General features: G+C 42.3%; 23 protein-coding genes. 15 read left to right on the top strand and 8 right to left on the bottom strand.

Features of this window, described 5'->3' with window-relative positions; genetic code table 11:
* Window positions 1–183: 183 nt before the first annotated feature.
* The 4 genes from HC643_RS33770 (at window position 184) to HC643_RS33755 (ending at window position 4,235) form a co-directional block, all read left to right on the top strand.
* The gene (locus HC643_RS33770) at window positions 184–576 is read left to right on the top strand and encodes a YunG family protein (protein WP_167844805.1); all 393 of its coding nucleotides are present in this window, start codon (window positions 184–186) and stop codon (window positions 574–576) included.
* 478 nt (window positions 577–1,054) lie between these two features.
* Window positions 1,055–1,765, top strand: coding sequence for a hypothetical protein (locus HC643_RS33765; protein WP_167844804.1), 711 nt, complete (start codon window positions 1,055–1,057; stop codon window positions 1,763–1,765).
* Between the two features lie 247 nt (window positions 1,766–2,012).
* Window positions 2,013–3,050 carry a methyltransferase gene (locus tag HC643_RS33760; protein WP_038082361.1) on the top strand — a complete coding sequence of 346 codons (1,038 nt, stop codon included), beginning with the start codon at window positions 2,013–2,015 and terminating at the stop codon, window positions 3,048–3,050.
* A gap of 219 nt (window positions 3,051–3,269) precedes the next feature.
* Window positions 3,270–4,235 carry a protochlorophyllide reductase gene (locus HC643_RS33755; RefSeq protein WP_038072107.1) on the top strand — a complete coding sequence of 322 codons (966 nt, stop codon included), beginning with the start codon at window positions 3,270–3,272 and terminating at the stop codon, window positions 4,233–4,235.
* 143 nt (window positions 4,236–4,378) lie between these two features.
* Here the strand turns inward: HC643_RS33755 and HC643_RS33750 are convergent, their stop codons facing one another.
* Window positions 4,379–4,825 carry a hypothetical protein gene (locus HC643_RS33750; RefSeq protein WP_038072110.1) on the bottom strand — a complete coding sequence of 149 codons (447 nt, stop codon included), beginning with the start codon at window positions 4,823–4,825 and terminating at the stop codon, window positions 4,379–4,381.
* Window positions 4,826–5,177: 352 nt separating this feature from the next.
* Here HC643_RS33750 and cruF point away from each other — a divergent pair, with 352 nt between their 5' ends.
* Together cruF and cruG are read left to right on the top strand one after the other, a co-directional pair.
* Entirely contained in the window at window positions 5,178–6,092 is a 915-nt protein-coding gene (gene cruF, locus HC643_RS33745; protein ID WP_038072113.1) for a gamma-carotene 1'-hydroxylase CruF, read from the top strand.
* 12 nt (window positions 6,093–6,104) lie between these two features.
* Complete coding sequence (cruG, locus tag HC643_RS33740; protein ID WP_038072116.1) at window positions 6,105–7,313, top strand: 2'-O-glycosyltransferase CruG; 1,209 nt, start codon at window positions 6,105–6,107, stop codon at window positions 7,311–7,313.
* Window positions 7,314–7,391: 78 nt separating this feature from the next.
* On the opposite strand, the gene rnhA is transcribed toward cruG, so the two are convergent.
* On the bottom strand, window positions 7,392–8,303 hold the full coding sequence (rnhA, locus tag HC643_RS33735) for a ribonuclease HI (protein ID WP_038072119.1): 912 nt from the start codon (window positions 8,301–8,303) through the stop codon (window positions 7,392–7,394).
* A 255-nt stretch (window positions 8,304–8,558) separates the two neighbouring features.
* Window positions 8,559–8,999, bottom strand: a complete 441-nt coding sequence (locus HC643_RS33730; protein WP_038072122.1) for a GNAT family N-acetyltransferase — start codon at window positions 8,997–8,999, stop codon at window positions 8,559–8,561.
* A gap of 161 nt (window positions 9,000–9,160) precedes the next feature.
* Between HC643_RS33730 and HC643_RS33725 the strand changes: the two genes are divergently transcribed.
* Window positions 9,161–10,048: a DNA cytosine methyltransferase gene (locus tag HC643_RS33725; RefSeq protein ID WP_050046889.1), complete on the top strand. Its 888-nt coding sequence runs from the start codon at window positions 9,161–9,163 to the stop codon at window positions 10,046–10,048.
* A gap of 402 nt (window positions 10,049–10,450) precedes the next feature.
* On the opposite strand, the gene HC643_RS33720 is transcribed toward HC643_RS33725, so the two are convergent.
* The 4 genes from HC643_RS33720 to HC643_RS33705 form a co-directional block, all read right to left on the bottom strand.
* Window positions 10,451–10,957, bottom strand: a complete 507-nt coding sequence (locus tag HC643_RS33720; protein ID WP_038072125.1) for a thiol-disulfide oxidoreductase DCC family protein — start codon at window positions 10,955–10,957, stop codon at window positions 10,451–10,453.
* 247 nt (window positions 10,958–11,204) lie between these two features.
* Entirely contained in the window at window positions 11,205–12,530 is a 1,326-nt protein-coding gene (locus HC643_RS33715) for a YcjF family protein (protein ID WP_038072128.1), read from the bottom strand.
* 130 nt (window positions 12,531–12,660) lie between these two features.
* Window positions 12,661–13,605 (bottom strand): S-layer homology domain-containing protein, encoded by a 945-nt coding sequence (locus HC643_RS33710; protein WP_038072131.1) that lies wholly within the window; start codon window positions 13,603–13,605, stop codon window positions 12,661–12,663.
* 88 nt (window positions 13,606–13,693) lie between these two features.
* Window positions 13,694–14,158 carry a Spy/CpxP family protein refolding chaperone gene (locus HC643_RS33705; protein ID WP_038072133.1) on the bottom strand — a complete coding sequence of 155 codons (465 nt, stop codon included), beginning with the start codon at window positions 14,156–14,158 and terminating at the stop codon, window positions 13,694–13,696.
* A gap of 329 nt (window positions 14,159–14,487) precedes the next feature.
* Between HC643_RS33705 and HC643_RS33700 the strand changes: the two genes are divergently transcribed.
* Both HC643_RS33700 and HC643_RS33695 read left to right on the top strand, forming a co-directional pair.
* On the top strand, window positions 14,488–15,822 hold the full coding sequence (locus HC643_RS33700) for a sensor histidine kinase (protein WP_038072136.1): 1,335 nt from the start codon (window positions 14,488–14,490) through the stop codon (window positions 15,820–15,822).
* 112 nt (window positions 15,823–15,934) lie between these two features.
* Window positions 15,935–16,600, top strand: a complete 666-nt coding sequence (locus tag HC643_RS33695) for a response regulator transcription factor (protein WP_038072181.1) — start codon at window positions 15,935–15,937, stop codon at window positions 16,598–16,600.
* 34 nt (window positions 16,601–16,634) lie between these two features.
* Here HC643_RS33695 and HC643_RS33690 read toward each other — a convergent pair whose 3' ends face one another.
* Window positions 16,635–17,285 (bottom strand): RNA ligase family protein, encoded by a 651-nt coding sequence (locus HC643_RS33690; protein WP_038072139.1) that lies wholly within the window; start codon window positions 17,283–17,285, stop codon window positions 16,635–16,637.
* Between the two features lie 122 nt (window positions 17,286–17,407).
* Between HC643_RS33690 and HC643_RS33685 the strand changes: the two genes are divergently transcribed.
* The 6 genes from HC643_RS33685 (at window position 17,408) to HC643_RS33660 (ending at window position 23,683) form a co-directional block, all read left to right on the top strand.
* Window positions 17,408–18,679 (top strand): protein-tyrosine phosphatase family protein, encoded by a 1,272-nt coding sequence (locus HC643_RS33685; RefSeq protein ID WP_038072141.1) that lies wholly within the window; start codon window positions 17,408–17,410, stop codon window positions 18,677–18,679.
* Between the two features lie 112 nt (window positions 18,680–18,791).
* Window positions 18,792–19,106 (top strand): BMC domain-containing protein, encoded by a 315-nt coding sequence (locus HC643_RS33680; RefSeq protein ID WP_038072144.1) that lies wholly within the window; start codon window positions 18,792–18,794, stop codon window positions 19,104–19,106.
* Window positions 19,107–19,189: 83 nt separating this feature from the next.
* A complete protein-coding gene (locus tag HC643_RS33675; RefSeq protein ID WP_038072146.1) occupies window positions 19,190–19,528 on the top strand; it encodes a carbon dioxide-concentrating mechanism protein CcmK in 339 nt (112 codons plus the stop codon).
* Between the two features lie 38 nt (window positions 19,529–19,566).
* Complete coding sequence (locus HC643_RS33670) at window positions 19,567–20,298, top strand: TIGR04283 family arsenosugar biosynthesis glycosyltransferase (RefSeq protein ID WP_038072149.1); 732 nt, start codon at window positions 19,567–19,569, stop codon at window positions 20,296–20,298.
* Between the two features lie 568 nt (window positions 20,299–20,866).
* Window positions 20,867–22,045, top strand: a complete 1,179-nt coding sequence (locus HC643_RS33665; protein ID WP_038072151.1) for a HetZ-related protein 2 — start codon at window positions 20,867–20,869, stop codon at window positions 22,043–22,045.
* A 351-nt stretch (window positions 22,046–22,396) separates the two neighbouring features.
* On the top strand, window positions 22,397–23,683 hold the full coding sequence (locus HC643_RS33660) for a GspE/PulE/PilB domain-containing protein (protein WP_038072154.1): 1,287 nt from the start codon (window positions 22,397–22,399) through the stop codon (window positions 23,681–23,683).
* The last annotated feature ends 30 nt before the right edge of the window (window positions 23,684–23,713 follow it).

Here is a 23,713-nt window from a genome sequence, read left to right as displayed (position 1 = left end):
CCTGGGAATGCCTTTTGAGAGGCTCCGCCTAGGGTGTTGATTTACAGCCATTTTCAGATTAATAGACCACATGGGGTGAGGCGGGCGAGGACGTCCGCTTTTTGGAATGCCAACCGATTGAAATCGCGGCTATACAAACGAAGCCTGCCTGCGCGGACTAGATTATAAAGGGGGTACAAAATTATGGATGAACGAGCTTTCCGAGAAATACTCAAAAAGTGCTGGTCAAAAAAATCAAGTTCTCTTTGGTCTTCTGAGAATCCGAGTTGCGGACAATGTAGTGTAACGGCGCTTGTCGTGCAAGAAATATTTGGTGGAAGAATTCTGAAAACATCGATCTGCGATCGATGGCATTTCTACAATGAAATACAAGGTATAAGATACGATTTGACAGACGAACAATTCCAAACGCCTCTCAACTATGAGGACATTCCGTCGAATGCTGAAGAAGCATTTACTGATACCAGTCAGGAGCAGTATGAATACTTACGCCATCAAGTCAAACAAAAATTAAAACAGATGGGGTCGCATTTCCTCAAATCAAGTGCATCTGTAGGGAATTGCAGCCAGAATTAGGTTTGTTTGCACGGCTGTGCTGTCACTCATAAGAATGTATAAAGCAGATATTTAAGATTGACTTTTTGACAAAAGCAATTTATACCTTTTAATAGATGGAATTAAATTTAAATTGTGTATTTATGACCTAATTTAAACCTTTAGAGATAGGCAATGTAGTAAGTATCGATCGCTGTTTTATACTGCATTACGTTCTGACCGTAAGTCTATTGATAAATATGCCAATTTCAGTAAACTTACTAATATTTTATGTTTTAAAATTTTCTTAATTTCCGAATTTCTCTGGTTTTGAAAAGAATCTATTTTGTCTTTAATAAAGAAAATTAACTTTCATGTACTTCTCTGAATTTTTGTAAGGGCTGAGACCTCAGGGAAGAACATTGGACTTGCTTTTAAACAGGAAATTATGTTTCTTCCCCTCTGCCCTGGACGCTTTCTTCAATCGGTTGTGCAGTCTCTAATTGCAGGAAAAGTCAGCATGCTATTAACAGAAGAAAAAGTTTATCAGGTTGCGGATGTAATCCCATACATATACCAACTGAAAGAGGAATTTGAAAAAAGCAGATTAGTCCAATATATGCAGCAGGAAACAACACCTGTGGAAGAGCGGCTTAATTTTGCTCCCTACTTTGCATATTTTGCCAATTCTTTTTCGGATTTGAGTGCCTATATAATTCCGTATGAGAATCCAGACACGGACTTGAAGAAAAAGATTAATCAACATACCAAAGAGGATATGTGCCATAATGGCTTATTTCTTCAAGATATGCAACTTTTTGAAGAGAAGTTTCATGATTTTACCTTTACGAAATGTTTGGAGTTTTTGTGGGATGAAAAGATAAAACACAGCAGAATACTTTCATTTGGAATTACAAAATTAACATATCTTGCCTCAGAGCCATCACTTAGATATTGTCTGATACGTATTATAGAAGAATTAGGCAATACCTTTTTTCAAATTTCACACAAATGTAAAATAGGTGAAAGAGAGAGTAAGTACTTTGGGCATATACATTTGGGATATGAGCCCGGTCATCTTCATGTAGAAGATGAGAAATTGTTTGAAAGTCAGAAATTAACTTCAGAACAATATGAACTAGCTAAGCAGATTGTTCGTGAATGTTTTACTTTGTTTTTTAATATGATGGAAGAAATTTACGAGCGAACTTTAGAAAGAAAGTTCTGCTAGATCTTTGGGCAAATACAACCAAATAATTCCTAATTCTTCACAGGGAACGGAGATCTCTTAATAAGGAGATTTCCCTGGTTTCCCTGTATGTCCCATTTTGCGGACAATACAGCGAGAAAAATACCTTTTTTCTTAGTAGGCTTTAAACCTTGCATCTGCTTTCGCAGAGCAGTTGCAAAGATATAAGCATTGAAATAATTAACTGAACCCAGAGTGACGCCTTTTTTCTTAGGGTAGGATAACCCATATGCTTCAGCAAGAAAAACCTCAAGCCTTACAGAACACCCCCGCACAAGCAGCAATGCTACAAATGATTACTGGCTCTTGGCTCGCTCGGTCAATCTACGCCGCAGCTAAGTTAGGGATCGCCGATCTCTTAAAAGAGAGTCCCAAGAGTTGCGAGGAATTGGCAAACGCTGTTTTCGTCAGACCCAAACCCCTTTACCGTCTCCTACGTGCTCTTGCGAGTGTGGGAGTGTTTGCTGAAGAACAGCAGGGTTATTTTACCCTGACTCCTCTGGCAACTTGTTTGATAAGCGATCGCCCAGGCTCATTGCGTAGTCTAGCAATGATGCTTGGTAGCACTGAATTCCACCAGGCTTGGGGAGATATCCTTTACAGTTTGCAGACTGAGAAGAGCGCTTTTGAGCATTTATACGGAATGTCACTGTTCCAATACTATACCCAGAACGCAGAAACAGCAAGAATTTTTGATGAGGCGATGACTGCTTTTTCAACAACAGAAATTGCTGGAGTCATTGCCAATTATGACTTTTCCAAAATACACAAGCTGGTTGACATTGGTGGCGGGCAGGGGCTTTTGATAGCCTCTATCTTAAAAGCTTACCCAGCAATGGAAGGTATTCTTTTCGATCTCCCGTCGGTTATTGCAAGTAGCAAGAATTTTATTGAGATAGAGGAAATAAAAGATCGTTGCTCCGTTGTTGAAGGAAATTTCTTTGAGTTAGTACCAAGCGGTGGTGATGCCTATATTCTCAAGAGAATCGTTCACGATTGGGATGATGAAAGCGCAGTTGCTATTCTCAACAATTGTCACTGCGCTATGCAAGAGAAGGGAAAACTTTTACTCGTAGAGATGGTGATTCCACCTGGCAATGAACCTTTCTTTGGCAAGTTTCTTGACCTGGAGTTAATGACAGTGTTTGGCGGTCGCGAACGCACGGAAAAAGAATATCGAGAACTGCTTGAGGCTGCTGGCTTCCAATTGACTGGAATTATTCCTACAGGGTCATACGTGAGTGTGATTGAGGGAGTTAAGATGTAGTCCATTTTTTGAAGTTTTGTAGGGATGTAAAATTTCTACACATTGGCAGCTATCTGTATGTGCTGTTGGGATAAAGATGTTGAAGCTGCAACTGCGTAATCATCGGATGTAATGATAAATTACGTAAAGAATCATTACATTCGTCTGTAAGTGCTACTCAATTCGCTTAACCATAATTTGTATAAAATCATGGCGATCGATTAAAGAAGTCGGAAGAGAATGGAACAACATCGGAAGTCAACGGTCATAATTACGGGTGCCTCCTCCGGAATCGGTTTGCAAGCTGCAAAAGTTCTTTCCCAATCCGGGCAATGGCATGTGGTGATGGCTTGCCGGGATTGCTCCAAGGCACAAAAAGCTGCCCAATCTGTGGGTATGTCTCAAGATAGCTACACAATTTTGCACTTGGACTTAGCATCCTTAGAAAGTGTTAGGCAATTTGTGAAGAACTTCAGGGCAAGCGGAAGGTCTTTAGATGCGTTGGTATGCAACGCGGCTATTTATATGCCTTTATTAAAGGAACCGAAGCGAAGCCCAGAAGGATATGAATTGAGCGTTGCTACAAATCACTTGGGCCATTTCCTCTTGTGTAACCTCTTCTTAGAAGATTTAAAAAATTCTCCATCTTCGGAACCAAGGTTAGTGATTTTGGGAACTGTAACACACAATCCCAAAGAGTTGGGAGGAAAGATTCCCCCACGTCCGGACTTAGGCGATCTTAAGGGTTTTGCAGAGGGATTTAAAGAGCCAATTTCAATGATTGATGGTAAAAAGTTTAACTCTGTCAAGGCTTACAAAGACAGTAAGGTTTGTAACATCCTGACTATGAGAGAATTGCACCAACGATATCATAAGTCACACGGCATCACTTTCAGTTCCCTCTATCCTGGGTGCGTTGCAACATCGGCACTTTTCCGGGACCACTATCCCTTATTTCAAAAACTTTTCCCAGTTTTTCAGAAGAATATTACTGGGGGTTTTGTATCTGAAGAGGAAGCAGGTAAGAGGGTTGCAGAAGTCGTGACCTCTCCTGCATACAGTCAATCTGGTGCTTATTGGAGTTGGGGAAATCGACAAAAGAAAGATGGCAAGTCTTTTGTTCAAGAAGTTTCTCCGGAAGCAAGCGATGAAGAGAAATCGCAACGTCTGTGGGAACTGAGTGCAAAGTTGGTTGGGCTGGCATGATGTTTAACGGGGCTTAGCTGCTGTTCGCTGCTTGCGATCGAGATGCTTCAAACAGCGAGTCTTCCCATTTTGGTTTTCACAGCATTCCCAGGCAGAGCCTGGGAGTGCTTTCTGGGAGGCTCTGCTTTCTGCACACAGCATATCTAATGTAAGTGTACGGACAACACAAATAATCTTTGAGCGATCGCACCCAACCCCAAACCTATGAGAGATAAAGTGGATAAAATCCAAAAGGTCTGTCCTTGATTAAAAGCAGATGTTTGAAAGTCTATTCTTGCCAAGATAGAAGCAGCAATAATAACTAAAGTATCTAAGAATACTCGAAACCAGGCAAGCATGGCAAAAAACAACAGAGCTGCCAAAACAGTCGTGGTAAAAGACCTGAGATTTGACTTGAATAGAAAAAAGGTGTAATCTGCAACTTTACTGAAAGGACTTGTTAACCCTCCTACAAGGAGGATAGCAGCCGTAATAGCAAGGAGCCATACAAGCAAGGGTGGGTTTGCTTTGGATATCAACCAGCCATAGGTGGCATAGGTTAGTAGCAGGAGAGAAAGGGAAACCCAAGGAAGTCTTCTCAAAAATGACATGGGTTAGATTTTCAGGGCGAGCAATAACTCTGGAATTCTCTCAAAATAACCCATCTCCTCGGTCAATAAGGGCATACCTGAAAACTTTTTCTACCCTTCTACACTCTAGAGTCTGCCTCGTGCTGTTCCCAAAGGCTGATAAACTTGTATAGAATGTAGCTTCAATACTTTAAACTATAAGCTTATCATCATAATTTATTCTTCATTAAATCAATAGGAATTTATGCTCTCTCAAAGAAAGCAAAACAAGGTTCGCCAGAAGTGCTATATAAAGTATTAAATATTTTCTTAAACATTTGTAAACTATTAGCAGAATGCGTAGCTGCACATCACGTCTTGTAAGGGAATTATCATGAGACAATTGGTTATCACTGAGCGTATATGCCTGATCGGTCATATTTCAGCCAAGGTTTTTGGGCTGATAGGTATTCTATTGGTTATACCTCATGCCGAGGTTATTCTGAACTTGGGAGGGGGCGTTGGACAGACAGCTATGCAGTTAAGTATGGCTGATGGTGGTGTGGTAGACATCATTTTTGGGACAATAGCTGTCTCAATTTTTGCCTCGCGAGTCTTGGGGTGGCGCAATTGGCTGTTATTTATGATTCCGGCTCTGTTGATATCGGTAGGGAGTGAGTTATTGGGAACCAGTACGGGGTTTCCTTTTGGCTACTACAGTTATCTGAGTGGATTGGGTTATAAAATAGCGGGGCTTGTGCCGTTTACAATTCCCTTATCTTGGTTCTACGTAGGTTTGTCTGCCTACCTTCTGGCTCGTGCAGGGCTGAAAGTGGCTGAAAAGCCCTCTTTAGGTCGTCAAATTGCCGCAGTACTTCTTGGGGCTTTACTGTTTACGAGTTGGGATTTTGCGTTGGAACCCGCTATGAGTCAAACAGCCTTTCCTTTCTGGTATTGGGAACAACCAGGCGCGTTCTTTGGCACACCTTATCAAAACTACGCTGGTTGGTTCGGCACCAGTGCCTTGTTTATGAGTGTAGCAGCACTGTTGTGGAGAAACACACCCGTTAAATTAGAGCGATCGCAACTCACCGTGCCAATTATTGTATACTTGAGCAACTTTATCTTTGCTGCCGGACTCAGCTTGGGGGCTGGGTATTTTATACCAGTTTCCTTGGGATTGGGACTTGGGGTTGTTCCTGCTGTTGCACTTTGGTTGTCTGCAACTGCGATCGACAATCTCAAGGTTACATCTCCCACAGCCTCTGCTGAAGTTTCAATAGCAAATGTTAAGGTTGCTGTCAAGTAGACTTTACCAATTGTGATTGATACCTGGACGATAGCAAATGCTATCTCACTTCTTCTGTTGGTCATCCAACTACCAGCGACAGCCATATTACTGTCGCGCCTTTTGAAAGGTCCCAGCCGTCAACCCCCCATCTCACCCCAAAAACCAACTCCGGAAATTTTGGGGTGCGTGAGCATCGTGATTCCCACCTTAAACGAAGCCAGTCGTATTAGTCCTTTACTAACAGGCTTAAGTCGGCAAAGTTACGAAGTGCGGGAAACGATTGTTGTCGATAGCCGGTCAAGTGATGGTACTCCTGACTTGGTAAAAGCAGCTGGGCAAAAAGACCCTCGCTTTCGCCTCATGACAGACGATCCCCTCCCTCCTGGCTGGGTGGGGCGTCCTTGGGCGTTACACAATGGATTTTTGCAAAGTTCAGAGGCAAGTGAGTGGTTTCTAGGTATGGATGCTGATACTCAACCCTCACCTGGTTTAGTGGCTGGATTAGTCAAGACAGCAGAATCTCAAGGATATGACTTGGTTTCTCTATCGCCTCAGTTTATTCTCAAGTACCCAGGGGAGTGCTGGCTGCAACCAGCCCTCTTGATGACTCTGCTCTATAGGTTTAATCCAGCTGGGGTGAACTCAGAACAGCCAGAACGAGTGATGGCAAATGGGCAATGCTTTTTATGCCGTCGCTCTGTGTTAGTTGCTGTTGGAGGCTATTCCAGTGCAGGTCATTCATTTTGCGATGATGTGACGCTAGCAAGAAATATAGCCGCCTCTGGATACAAGGTGGGTTTTTTGGATGGGGCAAAGGTTTTAAAGGTTCGGATGTATGAGGGAGCACTAGAAACGTGGAAAGAGTGGGGGCGAAGCCTCGATCTTAAAGATGCTTCCTCTCGCGCTCAACTTTGGGGCGATTTATGGCTGCTTACCTCAGTCCAAGCTCTACCCCTTATCGTTATCCTCAGTTATCTCGTCTTTTTCTACCCTATCCCCCTATCTCCCACTCCCCCCTTCCTCCTCCTGGGACTCAATCTCTTCCTACTGGTGATTCGCTTTGCACTACTTTTTGCGATCGCACCTTCCTACGATCGAGCACAAGCAAAAGGCGGTTGGTTATTTTGGCTTTCTCCCTTTGCCGATCCCATAGCAGTGCTGCGAATCTTTTTATCCGCATTTCGTACTCCTAGAGAATGGAGGGGAAGGAAGTATGGTATGGGGACTGGGGATGAGTGATTGGGGAGACAGGGGGAAAAGGGGGACATGGTAGAAAAAGCTACCTTGTCTCCCCCCCTCTACCTTGTCCCGATCGCTCTAATCACCTTCCTCCTCACTCGCTACTTTATCACCGCGTTCTAGTTCCCAAAGTATCTGATTGCCTTCACGCCTTACCCGCGAGACAATCCAATTTCGCCATCGCCATTCGTCGCCACGACTGGTAACTGCACTTGCATGGACATCCATTAGGTCTGCAAGTTCGGAACTCGTGATTAAATAGCCTTTGTCTGCTATTTCGTCTGCAATGCGGAGGGTTTCTACTAAGTTACGGAGTTGTGTAACCCTCATTTCTCGTGGAACTTCTTCAGAGACAGAGCTAGCATGGGAGGTTTGTGGTTCCATAGGATTGGTTATATTGTTTTCAAGAGTACTGATTTCTTGTTTCTTTTCGTTAATTATTGTAGAGTTTGACTCAAAATCAGATGCTCTGGTTGCATTCCCCTCATTTTTTTGCTCTTTTGGTTCGTGTTTGAAGATTTTTTGTTTTAAAGCCAGACTTCTGCCGTTTGCATAGGCACGAGCGATCGCATCACAGCGTTCGTTACCAATATTACCAGCATGACCCCGGACGTACTCCCACTTTACTTTAGAGTTATTGAGTCGATCTAGAGTTTCTAAGAGGTCTTGGTTGAGAACGGGTTTGCCGTCTGATTTCTTCCAGCCTTTGTTTTTCCAGCCTTTTACCCATTTGGTAATGCTATTAATGAGATATTCGCTATCGCTATAAAGGGTTATTGGCTGGATTTGTCCTGATTCTTTCAGAAATTCAAGGGCGGCAATTGCTGCTTGCATTTCCATCCTGTTGTTTGTGGTTTGAGGGTATGCGTCACCCATTTCGTGAGTGGAACCATCACTGAAATAAACGACTACGCCCCAACCTCCTGGGCCGGGATTTCCCGTACAAGCTCCATCTGTGTATATGCTTTCGATTTTAGGAAGTGAAGACATAAGTGATATTTACATAAATGCCAAAACCCCAAGAAAGGGGTTGTGTGATGTGCTGACTGGTCTGTTGCATTAAGGGTGGGGGCGGATCGCTCCCCGACTTCTTTGAGATGCCGGAGAGCAGAATGTCCATAAAACATAAAGGTTAATTAAGGTTAGCATAACTGCTAACTCTGTTTGTTTCAGTGTGAGTCATTGGTACTGACTTGGGTAGGTAATACCGCTCGCTACACGCGTACATAGTGAGTGATGAAAGCTTTACTCTTGCGGTTTGTGGTCTCGATACATCAATTGAATACCACTTGTATTAGCCGTAAAGTTCCACTTTTCATAGAAAGGAATCATCTCTGGCAGACAGTAAAGAGCAATTTGCTCGACTGAGGCTAACTTAGGATGGTTAACAACACTATCAAGCAATTGAGAACCAAGCCCCTTATTTCGGTGAGTGGATTTAACAATAACATCATAAATAGTTGCCCTGTATACGAAGTCTGTTAAAACTCGTGTAAATCCAATTAATTGGTCGCTATCATCAACTAAAGCGATCGCAATATCTGTTGCTGCAAGCATTTTAACAACATCATCTCGCTTGCGTTTCTGACTCCAAAATTCTTGTTTGTACAAATCCAGCAGTTGTGAAATCTGATGTTCAGTTAAATGATGAACAACTCGGTACCCCGTAACTGAATCTATATTCATTTGGCTCTGTGAGATTATTCGTTTGCTATTATACACTCAGTACTTTGGGGTAAGTGGTATGGGATGATTTTCAGATGGAGCCGATTTCGCTGGCTTTTTGGAAAGGTTCCAGATGGTATGGGTTCCCATACTTGTCGGTTAAGCCTAAATTCATTGTAACTATGCGTGTTTCCTCGTTCTTTGCTGGTATTGGTGGTTTCGATCTCGGATTTGAAAGAGCGGGAATGCGTGTTGTTTTTCAGTGTGAAATAGATCCTTTCTGTCAACAAATACTCAAGCGCCACTGGCCACACGTACCTTTTCATGACGACATCACGACCCTCAATTCAACAACTATCCCTACCTCTGAACTTTGGTGCGCGGGATGGCCATGCCAAGACATCAGCACTGCCAACACAGACCGAAGAGGGCTCTCAGGCGAGCGAAGTGGTCTTTTCTTCACGTTTATGGCATTGGTTAGAGAAGTTCAACCAACTTGGCTGGTCATGGAAAATGTGCCTGGGTTACTCTCAGCAGAGCAAGGAAACGCTCTTGAGACAGTTATCAACACGTTGGAAGAGAATGGGTATTTGGGGGGATGGGTATCGTGCAACGTTGTGCATGCGGGCTTACCCCACAACCGAGACAGAGTATTCTTTATCGCAAGTTTTAGATCGGAACGTGCCTATCACTTCTTTACTAACAGCAGCGAATTGTCTTGGGATACTTCGACGAGAGAATCGAGCCGGAAGAAAGCTAGATCCAATTTTCGTCAAAGCGCTCTCGGAAACCCTCCGCTTGTGGTACAACGTCGCGGAGGCTTCGGGTATACCTTGGCACAAAGCATCTGCCCCACGCTACGTGCCCAAACTGGAGGACATCAAGGAGGTCATTCAGATCGACCAATACTGTGTGGCGAGAAACTTGACTTGGACAGAGTGGGAGAGGCTTATGGGGTTTCCCCCAGGTTGGACGGTCGTCGAGGGAGACTCCTTGGTAACGCCATCGTCCCAAGCATTAGTGAATGGATCGGAAAGCGAATTTTAGATATTGAGAACAACGAATCTTAGCTACTCCCTTTCCCTTCTAAAAATTACAAAGAAAGGCAACCTTGCTGGAAGCACCTATGCTGCTATGCTTTCTGCCTCCTACCCTCTGAAATAAAAATGCGTATTGTGGGAGTAGCGCCCACTAGAAAAAAAGATGTGTTTCCAAGCGGAGAGTGCCACGAGGAAAAACGGTGAGTTCACAACTGTCATCGGGTTTCCCTCCGGATATTTTCGTATTGATATAAAAATTAAGAAATTTTTTTGAAAATATTTTTAATGATTTAAAAGTACAAAAAGTAGGAAAAGTGCTTTAGCAAAAATTATCATGATAAAAAATAGTCAAAAAAGTGGGGATGTCACCTACTTTTTTGACCTTCCGTTCTTCTTCAACTGTAAAAATACTTAATAAAGTAATAGGAGACTTTAACATTCGCTATTGGAACTTAGCCTGCAACGTCCCTGACTTTTACCTTCAATACGCTTTTGTCGTTCAGCAACAATCGTCGCCATATTTGGTCGTCCGGTAAGAGCAAGTCGCAAATTAGCCCATACCCCATAAATTGCGTCAACAATCGGTCCGATAACGGGCAATTTGGTGGCTGCATAAACCCAACCCATTCCTAGAGTCTCATAAACTCGACGAAAAACTTCCACATTTTTAATAACTGTACCGTCAGAAAGCACGGCATGGATTCGTCCCATCGCAGTTTCAAAGTCAATACCACCATGAGCTTCAGGGGTATAGTTATCATCTGCAATATCCACAAACGCTACCAAACCTCGACCTGCATCCCGTCTTTTCAAAAAGTTGACCTCTCGCAGACATAGCGGACATTCACCGTCGTACAACAGCTTAATTTGCCATGACGGTGAAGAGGTGACTTGAGTAACATCAGGAGATTCGGAGGACTGAATTTTGAAAGATGGCATAGGTGGTTCTAAGCAATATTTTTATAAGATTCATATAACTATTTTAAGAAAAGTTAAGACTCTATTGCATTAGAACAACGTGTAACGGCGGTTAATCATATGCGTGAAAACTCAGACAGTTGGCTCCTGGTATTTGACTCCTCGTTTTTTATGACGTTACTCAGCGACGATAGGATAAACTATACCGCATAACCCCACCTACCTACGCTTTCCCTTAATACCCGTGGGGTTGTTCAGTTCTCGATCTCTACCTTGCCTTAAAACGGTCTTTGGCTTCCTGAAATGCTTGTTGCATAACTGACTGAATTTTTTGGGGATCGGGTTTTTTGCCTCCCATTAAATCACCAAAGTAAACACAAGCTCCTTCACCTAAAGCCCAGGTGTATGCGGCTGCCCAAGAAGCAGCTATAACGCTGCCAAAACCTGGGATAAATTTGATTAGCTCACGTCCAATTGCCCGTGCTAAGAAACCACTCGCAATTGTACTGACAATTCCCCCAGCTTGGGATGGACTTAATGTTTGTCCGTATAATTTCCCTAGCAAACCTACCATTGATACTTGCAAAGCCGTAAGTACTGGCAAGGTAGCAAATGGTAACGGGACAACTGCGATCGCAGCTGTCATGACAGAAAACACTAAAATATAGCGCCGCCCGGTATCGCGGTAAAGATTACCAATTTCTTTTCCCGTGTCCTCATCTAACAACTGATGAATTGCACGGGATTCTGCTTCTGGAAGCAAGTCTGCAAGTGTGTCTCTGAATGCTTCCAAACCGTAAAAGACTGGCGTGTAACCATCCTCTTCCAAAGTAAAGTCAATCAAGACGGCGCGATCGTACAATCCTGCAAAAGCTTCTTGCATGGCGGTAAACGCTCTATTAACCTCCTCGTAATCCGGTGGATAAGCCGGATGATCCTCTACACCGGGAGGATAAACTTCATGCAAGCAGGTTACCGCTAACAGACAGGGAATTTCTGGGTGCTTTTGACGCAGTTCTCGAGCGATTTCCCGCAGTGTATCCGTTGCGAAATCATTAATTTTGACTGTCAAAATCAGGGATCTAGCACCATGATTTTGCTGTTGTAAATCCCCTAGCAGTTCTTGAACGATCGCCTCAGTCTCCTGAGTCACATCTCCAAGTCCCACCGTATCTGTAAAAATGAGCAACGGTAGATCGTTAGAAGGATAGGCGTAACGTTCGGTGTGTTGCGTGTGAGGGCGAAATCCCTGACCAACAATTGCCGCAGAAACGCCTGTCAAGCCCCGCACAATCGAACTTTTCCCCGCTTGGGGTTTGCCTATCAATAAAGCTTCAGTCGTTGGTAGTTCTGCTCGAACTCTCTCCAAAATTTCCGCAACTTGACTTTCACTGACACTAAACCATTTAACCAATATCCGAGCGATCTGGTCTACAGGTAGGAGTTTCAGGAAACTTGCTGTTGCTTGATTCCAAATGGCGGCTGCAGAATTTGTCAGGGAAGTTTCCCCTGACTTCAGATTTCCTTCTGGAGTCGGCAGACTCGGTGGTTGAGAATCAGTTGACGGCAAGTCAGTGTTGCTTTGCTCAGCCATTGGGCAAAATAAGGACTAGGGATTACGGGCTAGGAAACAGAGGTGGTGAGAGACTGCAAACTCCCCGACTTCTTCAAGAAGTCGGGGCTCTATCCAGAGCAGCAACCATTCACCGGTCACTGTTAATATCTTATCTATTTTCAGGACGCACAATATACTGATAAGCAGGCGTATTAATAGCCACTGGTTCCATCCTTCCGGCAGCTACCAGTGTTTGATAAACTAAAGCACTCATTTCACCACGAGATAGGGTTTTTCTGGGGTTAAGAACGTTACGCTTTGGATAATTCACTACAAGATTTGCCCTAGTTGCTTTTGCGATTTCATCTACCTTGTCTTGAGGAATTTCTTCAGCATCCGCGTACAAACTCGTGACCGCATACGAGCTAGGGCGGTTAGAATTGGCCGAGCGAGCGCTTGTTTTTGCCTCTTCACCCTTACCCATTTGTTGTACTGGAGGAACACTAGCTGCATTGGCTTTTGCTAGTAATAATGGCTGCATGAGAGAAGTCATTGCCAACGGCAACAGTGCAAACTTTCTTGTTGGTTTTCTTGCTTGTTGAGTCGCTACAGGTACGGTAGTAACTTGTGTCGCTGTTTGTGCCTTTGTGGAAGTTGAATTTACCACTTTTGATAAAGCAGCTATTGCATCAACCTTTGAAACATTTTGATTGGGACGAAAGACACCATTAGGATAACCCGTCATCAATCCTTGTTCGTAAGCGTCTTCTATAGCAGGAGCTGCCCAATAACCTTCCGGGACATCTTTATAAGCGCTGCCGCTAGATATTTGCCGGACTGGTGGTTGATTGAACGCCTTGTCAATCATGGCAGCAAACTCATCACGATTGACTGATTGTTCGGGTCGAAACGTACCATCTGGATACCCAGCTACAATATTTTTCTCTGCTAGCCCCTGAATAAATGGCTGCGCCCAATGATCGGGCTTGACATCTGGAAAAATTTGTTGAGCTGTATTTTGAGCGGAAGTTTCTTTCGGTATACCTGACAGTAAGAGTAAACATAAAGTTGGCAAAGATATAAGTGGTAAAAATAACCGCAGTAACCCGTTCATTATTTATGCCCCCGAATACATCTCTCTTTACTGGTAATTTTAAAGAAATTACTTTATTCGTTTATCCCTCTAGCGATATAGAGGATTTTTACCAATTAACACGCTGTTCAAAAAAAACTAAATCTTTCTCATTATTGCGAAGCTTTTGCCTTTGTTCGGGAGTGAGAATGGCTTCTATTTTTTGCACATATAACTGCATGAGTTCTTGCAATTTAGCTTTTTGTTCTGATGTTGGTCCTTGCAAAGTAATTTGTACGGTATGACCGGATTGAAGTTGATTCTGTTGTTCTTCTGTTAATTGTGGCTGAGGAATCAGTTCTGATATCTGGGGTAATATTTCTTGTCTAATTTGCCAAATTTGCTTTTTTTGTTTATCAGTTAAATTAATATCTTGGACTTCAGAAAGCGAATCTTTTTGTGAAATAGCTCCATCATGAGGTTTAACTTTTAGTGTTCCGAGTTCGGTAGAAGGTTGAGCAAAAGTTTTTGCTTCCCCAAATGCGATCGCAAAACTGATTGTGACAATTAGTATGGATATAAGGTGAGGTTGCATAAGTTTGAGTATTGTTAGTTATTGTGGGTGATTGTAGTGAGTGGATAACCGATAACCACAAACTACTAACCATCAAACACTCACTAACTTTATACATTTGCGATCGCTTTATACATGGAACAAAATTCCTAGAAAAGGATAAGCCTAAAGTACTAACTTCGATCGGTACTTAAGTCCTATTTTAACTATAGTTAAAATAGGACTAATGTCTCTTTGAAAATTTTAAGGAAATTATAAAAAATCTTATCTATGGTGTGCATAACTACCACACATTTGTTTAAAAAATCAAATAAAATTTATATACTCCCTACAAAATCTTGTTTCATAGAGTGAAAAAAACTAGAATTGCCACCATACAACACCTCATTCAGCCCAAGCCTCATCCCTTTCGCTTACTACTCTATCTTGAGTGGATACTTTTAGGTATTGCGCTTCTGGTTGAGTTCCCCTTAGTCGAAGTTCCACATCCAACATTTCTACCGCCTCCCTCTTCCTCCCAAGATCCTCTGCCATTATCTTTATGCATTGCTAGCTTTGGAATAGCAGGTTTGTGGTTACCAACTGCTAGATCCTTAATTGTAAAAATACTTTACACGGGATTTGAGTTTGGACTCGTTTTTTTAGCAATTGTCATGAGTCGTCGAGTCGTAGGTCTTTCACCTGCACTTTTGTTGATTCTTGTCGTTAGAAGCTGCTTGCTTTTTCAATTGAGCGGACGTTTGCTCGTAGCAGGTTTAGCTTTTCTATCTTTTGTTTTCACTTGGTTGCTACCGCTACAAAATGTGTCTTTTTTACGAGCACCCCTACAAGCACCCCTCCCCCGAGTACCCCTCCCCAAAGTACCGCCGCCGCCTATGGCAGCTTTGATGCCAAAACCAATGCCAGATGGAGATTTTAGAACATTGGTTTGGCATTTGGCATTAAATTCAGGGTTAATGTTTGGGTTGGTGCTAGTCTTTGTGTTACTTTTGGTTAATGCTTTGCTTGCAGAACGACAAAGCCGGGAAAAGTTAGCTAAAGCCCACCAAAAACTCCGAGAATATGCTCTTCGGATCGAAGATCAGGCAACTTTACAGGAGCGCAACCGCATTGCACGAGAAATTCATGATTCACTCGGTCACTCACTGACAGCCCAGAGTATCCAATTAGAAAATGCTGTAGTCTTCCTACAATCTAATCTTGACAAAGCCACAACTTTTTTATTAGAAGCAAAACAACTGGGTAGCAATGCTCTCAAAGAAGTTAGGATGTCCGTCGCCACATTGCGTTCTGACCCTCTTTATGGAAAATCTTTAGAGTCTGTACTAACAGTTTTACTAGTAGATTTTCAGCGTCGAACTGGGATCACTCCAAATTGTATCTTTAACTTATATCAATCTTTACCTGCTGAAGTCTGTACGGCAAGTTATCGTATTGTTCAAGAAGCCCTGACAAATACTGCAAAACACAGTGGGGCAACTCATGTAACAATTAATATACAAGTAACCGTGACTTTACTCAGTTTAGAGATTTATGATAACGGTAAAGGCTTTAACCCACATCAAAATACAACTGGATTTGGCATACAGGGAATGAGAGAACGAACACTGGCATTAGGAGGTCAATTCTATATTGATAGCAAACCGGGTGAAGGTTGCTGTATAAAGGCTTTATTACCTTATTAATGGAAATGGGAAATTGTATGAATTTTCACAATACCCAGTACTTCATACTCTGTTTCTCATGGAAAGTCCAAAATCTAAAACAGTAAATCCAAAATCTAAAATCCAAAACCCCATGATTCGCCTGTTACTTGTAGATGACCAAATTATTATTCGTCAAGGTTTAAAAAGTTTGTTGGAGTTAAAACCCGACTTTGAAATTGTGGGGGAGGCAGAAGACGGTGAAAGTGCGATTTCATTTGTTGAGATGTTTGACAACAGTTCTCAACAACCAGATTTGGTTTTGATGGATATTCGCATGCCTGTGATGGATGGTGTAGCAGCAACTCAGGTGATTTGTCAGCGATTTCCTCTTGTGAAAGTGTTAGTATTAACAACCTTTGATGATGATGAATATATAGCTCAAGCTATGCGATTTGGAGCAAGAGGATATTTATTAAAAGACACTCCTTTAGAACCATTAGCAAATGCAATTCGTTCTGTTTATTTGGGACACACCCATTTAGGTCCGGGGCTATTTGAAAAAGTTTTTACTCCCTTACCAGACGTCCCAATAACCAAATCTCCCAGTCCTCCGCCCGAATTTGCTGAATTAACTCCTAGAGAAAGAGAAGTGTTGCATTTAATTGCACTTGGTGCCAATAACAGAGAAATAGCTGAGTCTCTCTATATTTCGGAAAGAACTGTAAAAAATCACGTGACCAGTATTCTCAGTCGGTTAAATTTACGAGACAGAACTCAAGCTGCTATCTTTGCCAATTCTTTTTACAGCGAGCGATGAGTTGCGATTGGTGAATATTGAATCAATATTGTACTTATTCCCAGTAATTGTTCCAATTGTCTTTAAAAACTTCTTGAAGTCTTTTTAAATATGCATTTGTCTTAATTTTTACCATCCATAAATCCTCACTACTTTTCCCTCCTTTACAGATAACACCTTCCGCTACATTGTATTTTCCTTCACGAACATCATCAATGAATTTGCCAGTCAGTTTGCCTCGATAAACAACTTTTGCAATGTTTAATTCCTGAAAATCTTTCACAAATTTTTCCGGTTCAATAATGCCTTTATCGGTTTGTACGTCAAACAGAACAAGTTGCTTTGAATCTTCCTTTTTGTGCATTCCTGCAAATGATGAAGCTCCAAAAAATTCAGTAAAAACAACGATTTCTGGGCTATGATAATCTGGATTGTTTTGGAAAAGAGTTGTGAGTGGATTCGCAAAGTCTCTTAAAAAAATGCTAGCTGCTTCCTCTAAACCGGGATGAGCAGCATTAAAGTCTGTAATACCCATTTCATCAAAGTCAAATCTGTCACGTCGTGTACCGAAGGCATACCAGCCCAGTTCGGAATCCCAAACCCAGTGTAGATTCGTACCATCGTACTTCTCAAAAGCGATACATTGCTTGAAAGGGCAGTTTTTACTGTCGGGAATTTTGGGATACGCAAGCTTAATTGGAGCCATATTGTCATTAACTGAAATGCAATCGCACAAGTATTATCACGGATTTTCGATTTTAAACCGGAAGTTGAGATATACAATATGTAACAGACAATTGTAGATAAAGGAAATTGCTTCTTTAACTTATGCCTATCCTCTCGAACCGAACATTCCGCATAACAATAGGTTTTGCTGCTTCACTACTTGTTTGTTTAGCCAGTCATCATCTCTACACTCAGTTAAAAATTAAACCAACAGACCAACAAAATTTAACTTCCCAAAACCTATCCTCAATCTACAGTAATTTCCTTGTTCCACAATCCTTTAACAAGCAAGATAAGCAAAACACTCCATCAACCAAACAACTAACAAGTACTCCAAAGTCTTATCAAGTTATTGATGAATTACAAAAAGATAAATTTAACGTTTCTGGCGATCGCGTTTTTACACGTGGAAAACTACCTACTGTTAAAGTAGATTTTAATCAAGCAGAGTTATTAGCGACTCTCACAAATACCAGAAAGTATTTTGAAGACTATGCTGCAGAAGATCCAAATATTCAAAGACCGGGATTGCTAGAAACTCAAGGAATTACCGTACAAGATGCTCTGAATACTTTGGATTTCATGATTTCTGTCTTACAGGAAGATATTAGCAACAAGCGAGTGACACGCTTGCAAGATCCAAATTTCATTAATACTCATTTTCGGGTGATGAAATGGTCTGCTTATAATCCGGGAAATCCCAGTCAAAAACAACTGCGGCTCACAAAATATGCTGTTTTTACTCATCCAGGCTCTCGTAAGAAAACTCCCACTTTTAATACAGCTATTTATAGTTTAAAAGACCATTCAATTACAGACAATTTTTATACCAAGTATACCAAGCAAGATGTTTTACGAGGTATTTACGAACCAGGAGGTAAAGAATTTGGCAAAGTCGAACCTCTTGCCTACTTAACTCGAGAGGGTTTGGAAGAAGCTCTGATGGAGGGAACAATTCTTATTAAATTTAGTGATGGTTCTCAAGCACTGTTTAATGTAGATCGAAATAATGGTATTCCTTATATTCGAGGTGCAGCAGCGAGAGCACAAAAACGCTACTGGTATTTTAGGGAAGTCGATGCTATTAAAGGTTATGGATATAAGATAGATGCCAAAATTTCTATTTCTCCAGGAGTTACTTTTGCAGGAGATATCCTTAATATTGGTTTGGGAAAAGTTGTTGCTCTTGAATATCTTCAAGGCGGACGCAAACATTTAAAACTGGGAATCATTGCGGATACAGGCGGAGCGTTTTTACCCAATCTTCATCAACTCGATTTCTTAGCAGGTATTTTCCAAGGGAGAACAGATTTCGATCGCAATATCAGGCGACTCCCCGAGTACGCGACAGCGTATATTTTGGTAAAGAAGTGAACTATTTTGTTCGCCCTCATTCCCAGCTGTTCTCCCTGTTCCCTACTGCCCGCCCCTTATTTTCCAGTAAGATGATTTTGACAATGACTACTTAATTTGGGAGTTTAAAGCCATGCCAATGGCAGTTGGGGTTATTGAGACACAAGGTTTTCCTGCTGTACTGGCTGCAGCCGATGCAATGGTGAAAGCGGCTGCCGTTACCCTTGTATATTATGGTCTGGCAGAAAGCGCTCGATTGTTGGTTGCAGTTCGTGGAGATACTGCTGAGGTAGAAAGAGCCGTTGAAGCAGGGATTGCTGCAGGTAACGAGCAGTCTAATGGTGGTAAGGTCATTACTTACTACATTGTTCCCAATCCTCCAGAAAACGTGGAAAGCGTTTTGCCCATACACTTTACAAAGAAATCAGAGCCATTCCGTGTTTCCTAAAAGAAAACCTATCAAAATAGGTAGAAACATTCGTACAATTATCTTGTTGCGCCAGATACGTTTACTGATATAGGAGATAACCAATGCCACTACAGGCAGTTGGATCGATTGAAACTAAAGGTTTTCCTGCCGTACTTGCGGCAGCAGATGCGATGGTGAAAGCAGGTCGAGTCACCCTCGTTGGATATATAAGAGTGGGTAGTGCTCGCTTTACAGTTAACATACGGGGTGATGTTCAAGAAGTAAAAACCTCTATGGCAGCTGGTATTGATGCTGTAGAAAAAGTTCATGGCGGTACTTTGGAATCATGGGTTATTATTCCGCGTCCCCATGAAAACGTTGAAGCTGTTCTACCTATTGGGTATACACAGGAAGTCGAACAGTACCGACAAGCTGTAGAAAATCCGATAGTACGAAGGTAATTTGTCATTTGTCATCGGTTACTAGTTATCGGTCATGTATGTCTAAAGTCTCTATTATTATTCCGACTTTAAATGAAGCGAAGTGCTTGGGACGTACTCTACGCCATCTGAATCTGTTAACGCCACCTGCAAGGGAAGTGCTTGTTGTTGATGGCGGAAGTTCTGATGGCACCGTTACTATAGCCGAACAAGCAGGCGCTTCTGTCCTGATTGCTCAAAAACGCGGGCGTGCTGCACAAATGAACCAGGGTGCGGAGGTAGCCTCTGGGGAGTATTTGTGTTTTGTACATGCTGACACTTTAGTGTCAGATGACCTTGTGACTTTAATTGAGGAGACTTTGGCAGACGGATCTGTGACGGCTGGTGGTTTTATTTCCCTCATGACTGGAGATAAAACCACACGTTGGGGTGTGACGCTGCATAACTTTTTAAAAACTTATTACGCACCACTGCTGTTTCGCCCGCATTTGTTTGTTCGGGGATTGCGTTTGTTGTTTGGGGATCAAGCTATCTTTGTACGTCGTACTGATTTTTGGGAATGTGGGGGTTTTGATAGCAATCTCCCCATTATGGAAGAAGCTGACTTGTGCTTGAAGTTGGTGCAACAGGGAAGAATTTGTTTGCTGAACCGAGTTGTTCATAGTAGCGATCGCCGCGTGGCACATTGGGGATTTTTTAAAGCAACAGCTATATATCTTTACATTGGTTTCCTTTGGGGTTTTGGTGTTTCGCCGCAATACCTCAAGCGTTTTTATGAGGAGATTCGCTAGTTGGGGGTTGGGCATGGAGCCATCCGATCGGTGGTATAATCCCTAAGTAACCCTAAATACACTGGTCACTTAAATTACGGTATAAAAAACATCTATACGGTACACGGTAGAATGAGGCAACTTTAATGAGTGCCTCGCACTCACCAGATAACTCGTAACTGGGAACTGATAACTCCAAAAGGGTGAAACATATATTCGCAAAACCGCGTCTAGACGGGGGTGAGTTATCTTCGCGCTACGAGAGCGGGTGCAAAATGTTAATGTTTCCAAGACCCTCATTACATATACCGTGCATAACTGTATGTTGTCATCAAAATGGTTTTCTAGGTTCAAATTACCTGCCGTAGATTAACAAAATGTAAATTTTTGTAAAGCTGCACAAGGTCTAGAAAACAAGGTTTTCCGTGATTTGGGCTAGATAAAGATGCTTCGGAAGATAAAACTTTCTGCATAACTCTAGTGAACTAGAACGTAATACAAAGTAGAGACGCGCTTAGTTTATGACGGACATGATTTTATCAGGGGCAACTGCCAGTGAAAAAGTTAAGTGGGATAAAAGGGGGTTGTGATGCAAACTTTAAAACAGGGTCTCGAGGAGCGCAATCTCACTATGGCGTTGGAGGCAGAAAAACTGGCACATTATTGGCGAAAGCGGTTAGCTGAGGAGTGCCCGGAACAAAATCTTGTCAATAGGGAAAGTATCGTTGATTGGCTTTTAGGAAGTGATTTGCAACGATTTGAGGTACTCTCCTCAAAAGAGTTAGATATTGCTCAGCAAGCAATGGAGTACCGCTATCGGATTTTACGTCAACGTTACTTGGGTATTGCCAGAGAACGTGCTTATCGCAACTTAATAACTCGGTTGGGGAGTCTGGTAACATTACGGAACAAAATTCAGACTTGGGTGGCGTTAAGCCGGGATCGCCAACGGACAGTGCTAGATGTGTTGCAAGAAGTTATCCAAGAATTATTGCAAAGTGATAACTACATGCAGCAGCAAATGCTTTCTATTGGGGAATGCACGACTGATGATAGGTTAAAAAATGCCCTCCTGTTTGCCAGTGTGGAAGAGTATTGTTTGCGCCCAGTTCGCAATCAACCATTGCTCGTATATCGTTTTGTAAACTATCTGAGACGGACTCAGCGTGGTGGCTTAACTCAAGTGCCAAGCAGCGATTTAGTTAGGTTGGTTTCAGAAGAAATTCTCACAGATGACAGCGATAACCGCATTAACTTGGTTGATACTCAAGCTATCGTAGAGTATCAAGAAGCACAAGAAGCCGAGGAACAACAAACGCTGCGTCAAGCTGTGAAGCAGGAATTTGAAACTTACTTGCGAGAACATCTCGGACAAGAAGCGGTTGAGTGGCTGCATCTCTACCTAGAAGGGAAAACACAAGATGCGATCGCCAAACAACTCGGTAAACCCATTAAAGAAATCTACCGACTGCGAGAAAAAATCAGCTACCATGCAGTCCGTGTATTTGCGCTGAAAGATAAGCCAGAACTGGTAGATGGCTGGTTGTCAACTTCTTTAGAAGAGCACAATTTGGGTTTAACGCCGAACCAATGGGAGCGACTGCAAGAGAAATTAACCGCAACGCAGCGCCAAATACTAGATATGCGAAAAGCAGGTCGTTCCATAGAGGAAATCGCTCAACAATTAAAAATTAAGACCCATCAAGCTATGGGTGAATGGACGAAAGTCTACTTGATAGCTCAAGGAATGAGAACCCAAGCTGAATGAGTGTTGAAATTTCAGTCAATCACCACACATCTATAAATATGGATATGAGAATTAGTCAGGAAAAAAATTGATTTTATTCACTTGAGCCATAAATTAAGTTTGGAACTGCGTGTTTACCGAAGGCGCAGCACTTAGTAACAATTTACTCCAAACGTTGGCGCGTCCATCTCAAAAATGGTGTACATAAGTTGTAGGTTGACATTACCCATCCTAACAACACACCACCTGAGTTTGGACGCGCCACTCTTAGTTATTTATTTAACTTTTTTTAGTCTAGAATCATATTCTGTTTACTGCCAACTTATTTGTGGGCAGTATAGGATATATAGAAACATCTAGCATCAAAACCGTATGTTGTCTTCAGAGGGTAAACCAGCTGATACCGCAGCAAGTGGTAAGCAAGTGCTACCCAGCACACAAAATCAGTCGGAACAAGGACTAGACCGAGAGCAAATCTTTCGGTTGATTGAAAGTACCTTGTCCTTTGAAGCGTGTCTGTATCACCAGATTTTGCCCTTTAACATAAAAGACAACAATTTGGTACTGGGAATGGTGAATCCCCAAGACAATGCGGCTATAGATTACGTAAACCGCATACTGCCATACATCAATTGCACCATGGAAACTCAGCCTATCAATGGCGATACTCACCGTACCATACTCTCAGCGTACCTGAATCATAAAAATACAGGAGCGATTGCGGGCAAACCAATGCCAAAATCTTGGGAAGACATTGCTCAAGAAAAAAAACCGGCTGCGATCGTGGATAGCTCCGATACGCAAATTAACACTATCATCCCTGAAGCGCCAGAACGACGGGTAGATAAGACACATACTCAAGCACAAACGGTACACAATGGCGATACTGTTTGGCAGTTTGGGTATTCAACCTCCTTGAACGAATCGGAAGGTTCGACACCAACTCCCCACCATGAAAGACCCAGCTCCACCAAAGAATATAAAGACAGGGATGGTGATAGAACAACCCTACCTTCCAACTTGCACGTTTTGCACTTACCCAGCGTTGATATTATCAGTTCGGTTGAAGAATTAGCGACATTACCACCTAGAAAATTACTAGAACAGTTACTAGGACGAGTGTTATCAGATGGAATTGGTCGTTTGTACTTGGAGAGAAGACCTTACCACGGCAGAATACTCTGGAGTGAAAATGGAGTTTTACAGTCTGTCCTGGAAAAAGTACCTCTCTCTGTCTTCCAAGGAGTATTGAATGAATTAAAACGTTTTGCATCTCTACCCATGACCACAGTTGTCGAACCAAAACAGGTAGAGAAAGAATGCCTTTATCAACACAATCGCTTGTTACTGCGTTTGCGCGTCATGCCGGGAATGTATGGTGAAGAGGCAACATTACAAGTGTTGCGGGGAGCCGCTTTAAAATTTTATCAACAGCAACAATTAGCACGTTTGAGCCGCGATGCAGTAGGAATTTCCCAGCAATTGACCTACAAGTTACGCGAACTTAAAGACCGTCTTGCTCTTAATTCCAATCTCAATAACGGACAACTAGAAGCTTTTAATAGCTTAAACCTAGTACTGGAAAACTTAGACCTACAGATAAAGGCACTAACGGATATTCCAGAACAACCAAAAAAAGAGAAGAAAAAGGATAGTTAGTCGAGAGTCATCAACTACTAACCACTAACC

It is taken from the genome of Tolypothrix bouteillei VB521301, assembly GCF_000760695.4.
GTDB classification, from domain to species: domain Bacteria; phylum Cyanobacteriota; class Cyanobacteriia; order Cyanobacteriales; family Nostocaceae; genus Scytonema; species Scytonema bouteillei_A.
This window is presented reverse-complemented; position numbering and strand designations above follow the sequence as displayed.

Excerpts from the sequence above, each read along its gene's own strand:
- cruF (WP_038072113.1), top strand. The coding sequence starts at position 5,178 with ATGAGACAATTGGTTATCACTGAGCGTATATGCCTGATCGGTCATATT.
- HC643_RS33660 (WP_038072154.1), top strand. The coding sequence starts at position 22,397 with ATGTTGTCTTCAGAGGGTAAACCAGCTGATACCGCAGCAAGTGGTAAG.
- HC643_RS33730 (WP_038072122.1), bottom strand. The coding sequence starts at position 8,999 with ATGAATATAGATTCAGTTACGGGGTACCGAGTTGTTCATCATTTAACT.
- HC643_RS33685 (WP_038072141.1), top strand. The coding sequence starts at position 17,408 with ATGCCTATCCTCTCGAACCGAACATTCCGCATAACAATAGGTTTTGCT.
- HC643_RS33670 (WP_038072149.1), top strand. The coding sequence starts at position 19,567 with ATGTCTAAAGTCTCTATTATTATTCCGACTTTAAATGAAGCGAAGTGC.
- HC643_RS33680 (WP_038072144.1), top strand. The coding sequence starts at position 18,792 with ATGCCAATGGCAGTTGGGGTTATTGAGACACAAGGTTTTCCTGCTGTA.
- rnhA (WP_038072119.1), bottom strand. The coding sequence starts at position 8,303 with ATGTCTTCACTTCCTAAAATCGAAAGCATATACACAGATGGAGCTTGT.
- HC643_RS33715 (WP_038072128.1), bottom strand. The coding sequence starts at position 12,530 with ATGGCTGAGCAAAGCAACACTGACTTGCCGTCAACTGATTCTCAACCA.
- HC643_RS33770 (WP_167844805.1), top strand. The coding sequence starts at position 184 with ATGGATGAACGAGCTTTCCGAGAAATACTCAAAAAGTGCTGGTCAAAA.
- HC643_RS33695 (WP_038072181.1), top strand. The coding sequence starts at position 15,935 with ATGATTCGCCTGTTACTTGTAGATGACCAAATTATTATTCGTCAAGGT.
- HC643_RS33705 (WP_038072133.1), bottom strand. The coding sequence starts at position 14,158 with ATGCAACCTCACCTTATATCCATACTAATTGTCACAATCAGTTTTGCG.
- HC643_RS33710 (WP_038072131.1), bottom strand. The coding sequence starts at position 13,605 with ATGAACGGGTTACTGCGGTTATTTTTACCACTTATATCTTTGCCAACT.
- HC643_RS33665 (WP_038072151.1), top strand. The coding sequence starts at position 20,867 with ATGCAAACTTTAAAACAGGGTCTCGAGGAGCGCAATCTCACTATGGCG.
- HC643_RS33690 (WP_038072139.1), bottom strand. The coding sequence starts at position 17,285 with ATGGCTCCAATTAAGCTTGCGTATCCCAAAATTCCCGACAGTAAAAAC.
- HC643_RS33750 (WP_038072110.1), bottom strand. The coding sequence starts at position 4,825 with ATGTCATTTTTGAGAAGACTTCCTTGGGTTTCCCTTTCTCTCCTGCTA.
- HC643_RS33675 (WP_038072146.1), top strand. The coding sequence starts at position 19,190 with ATGCCACTACAGGCAGTTGGATCGATTGAAACTAAAGGTTTTCCTGCC.
- HC643_RS33725 (WP_050046889.1), top strand. The coding sequence starts at position 9,161 with ATGCGTGTTTCCTCGTTCTTTGCTGGTATTGGTGGTTTCGATCTCGGA.
- HC643_RS33765 (WP_167844804.1), top strand. The coding sequence starts at position 1,055 with ATGCTATTAACAGAAGAAAAAGTTTATCAGGTTGCGGATGTAATCCCA.
- HC643_RS33720 (WP_038072125.1), bottom strand. The coding sequence starts at position 10,957 with ATGCCATCTTTCAAAATTCAGTCCTCCGAATCTCCTGATGTTACTCAA.
- HC643_RS33760 (WP_038082361.1), top strand. The coding sequence starts at position 2,013 with ATGCTTCAGCAAGAAAAACCTCAAGCCTTACAGAACACCCCCGCACAA.
- HC643_RS33755 (WP_038072107.1), top strand. The coding sequence starts at position 3,270 with ATGGAACAACATCGGAAGTCAACGGTCATAATTACGGGTGCCTCCTCC.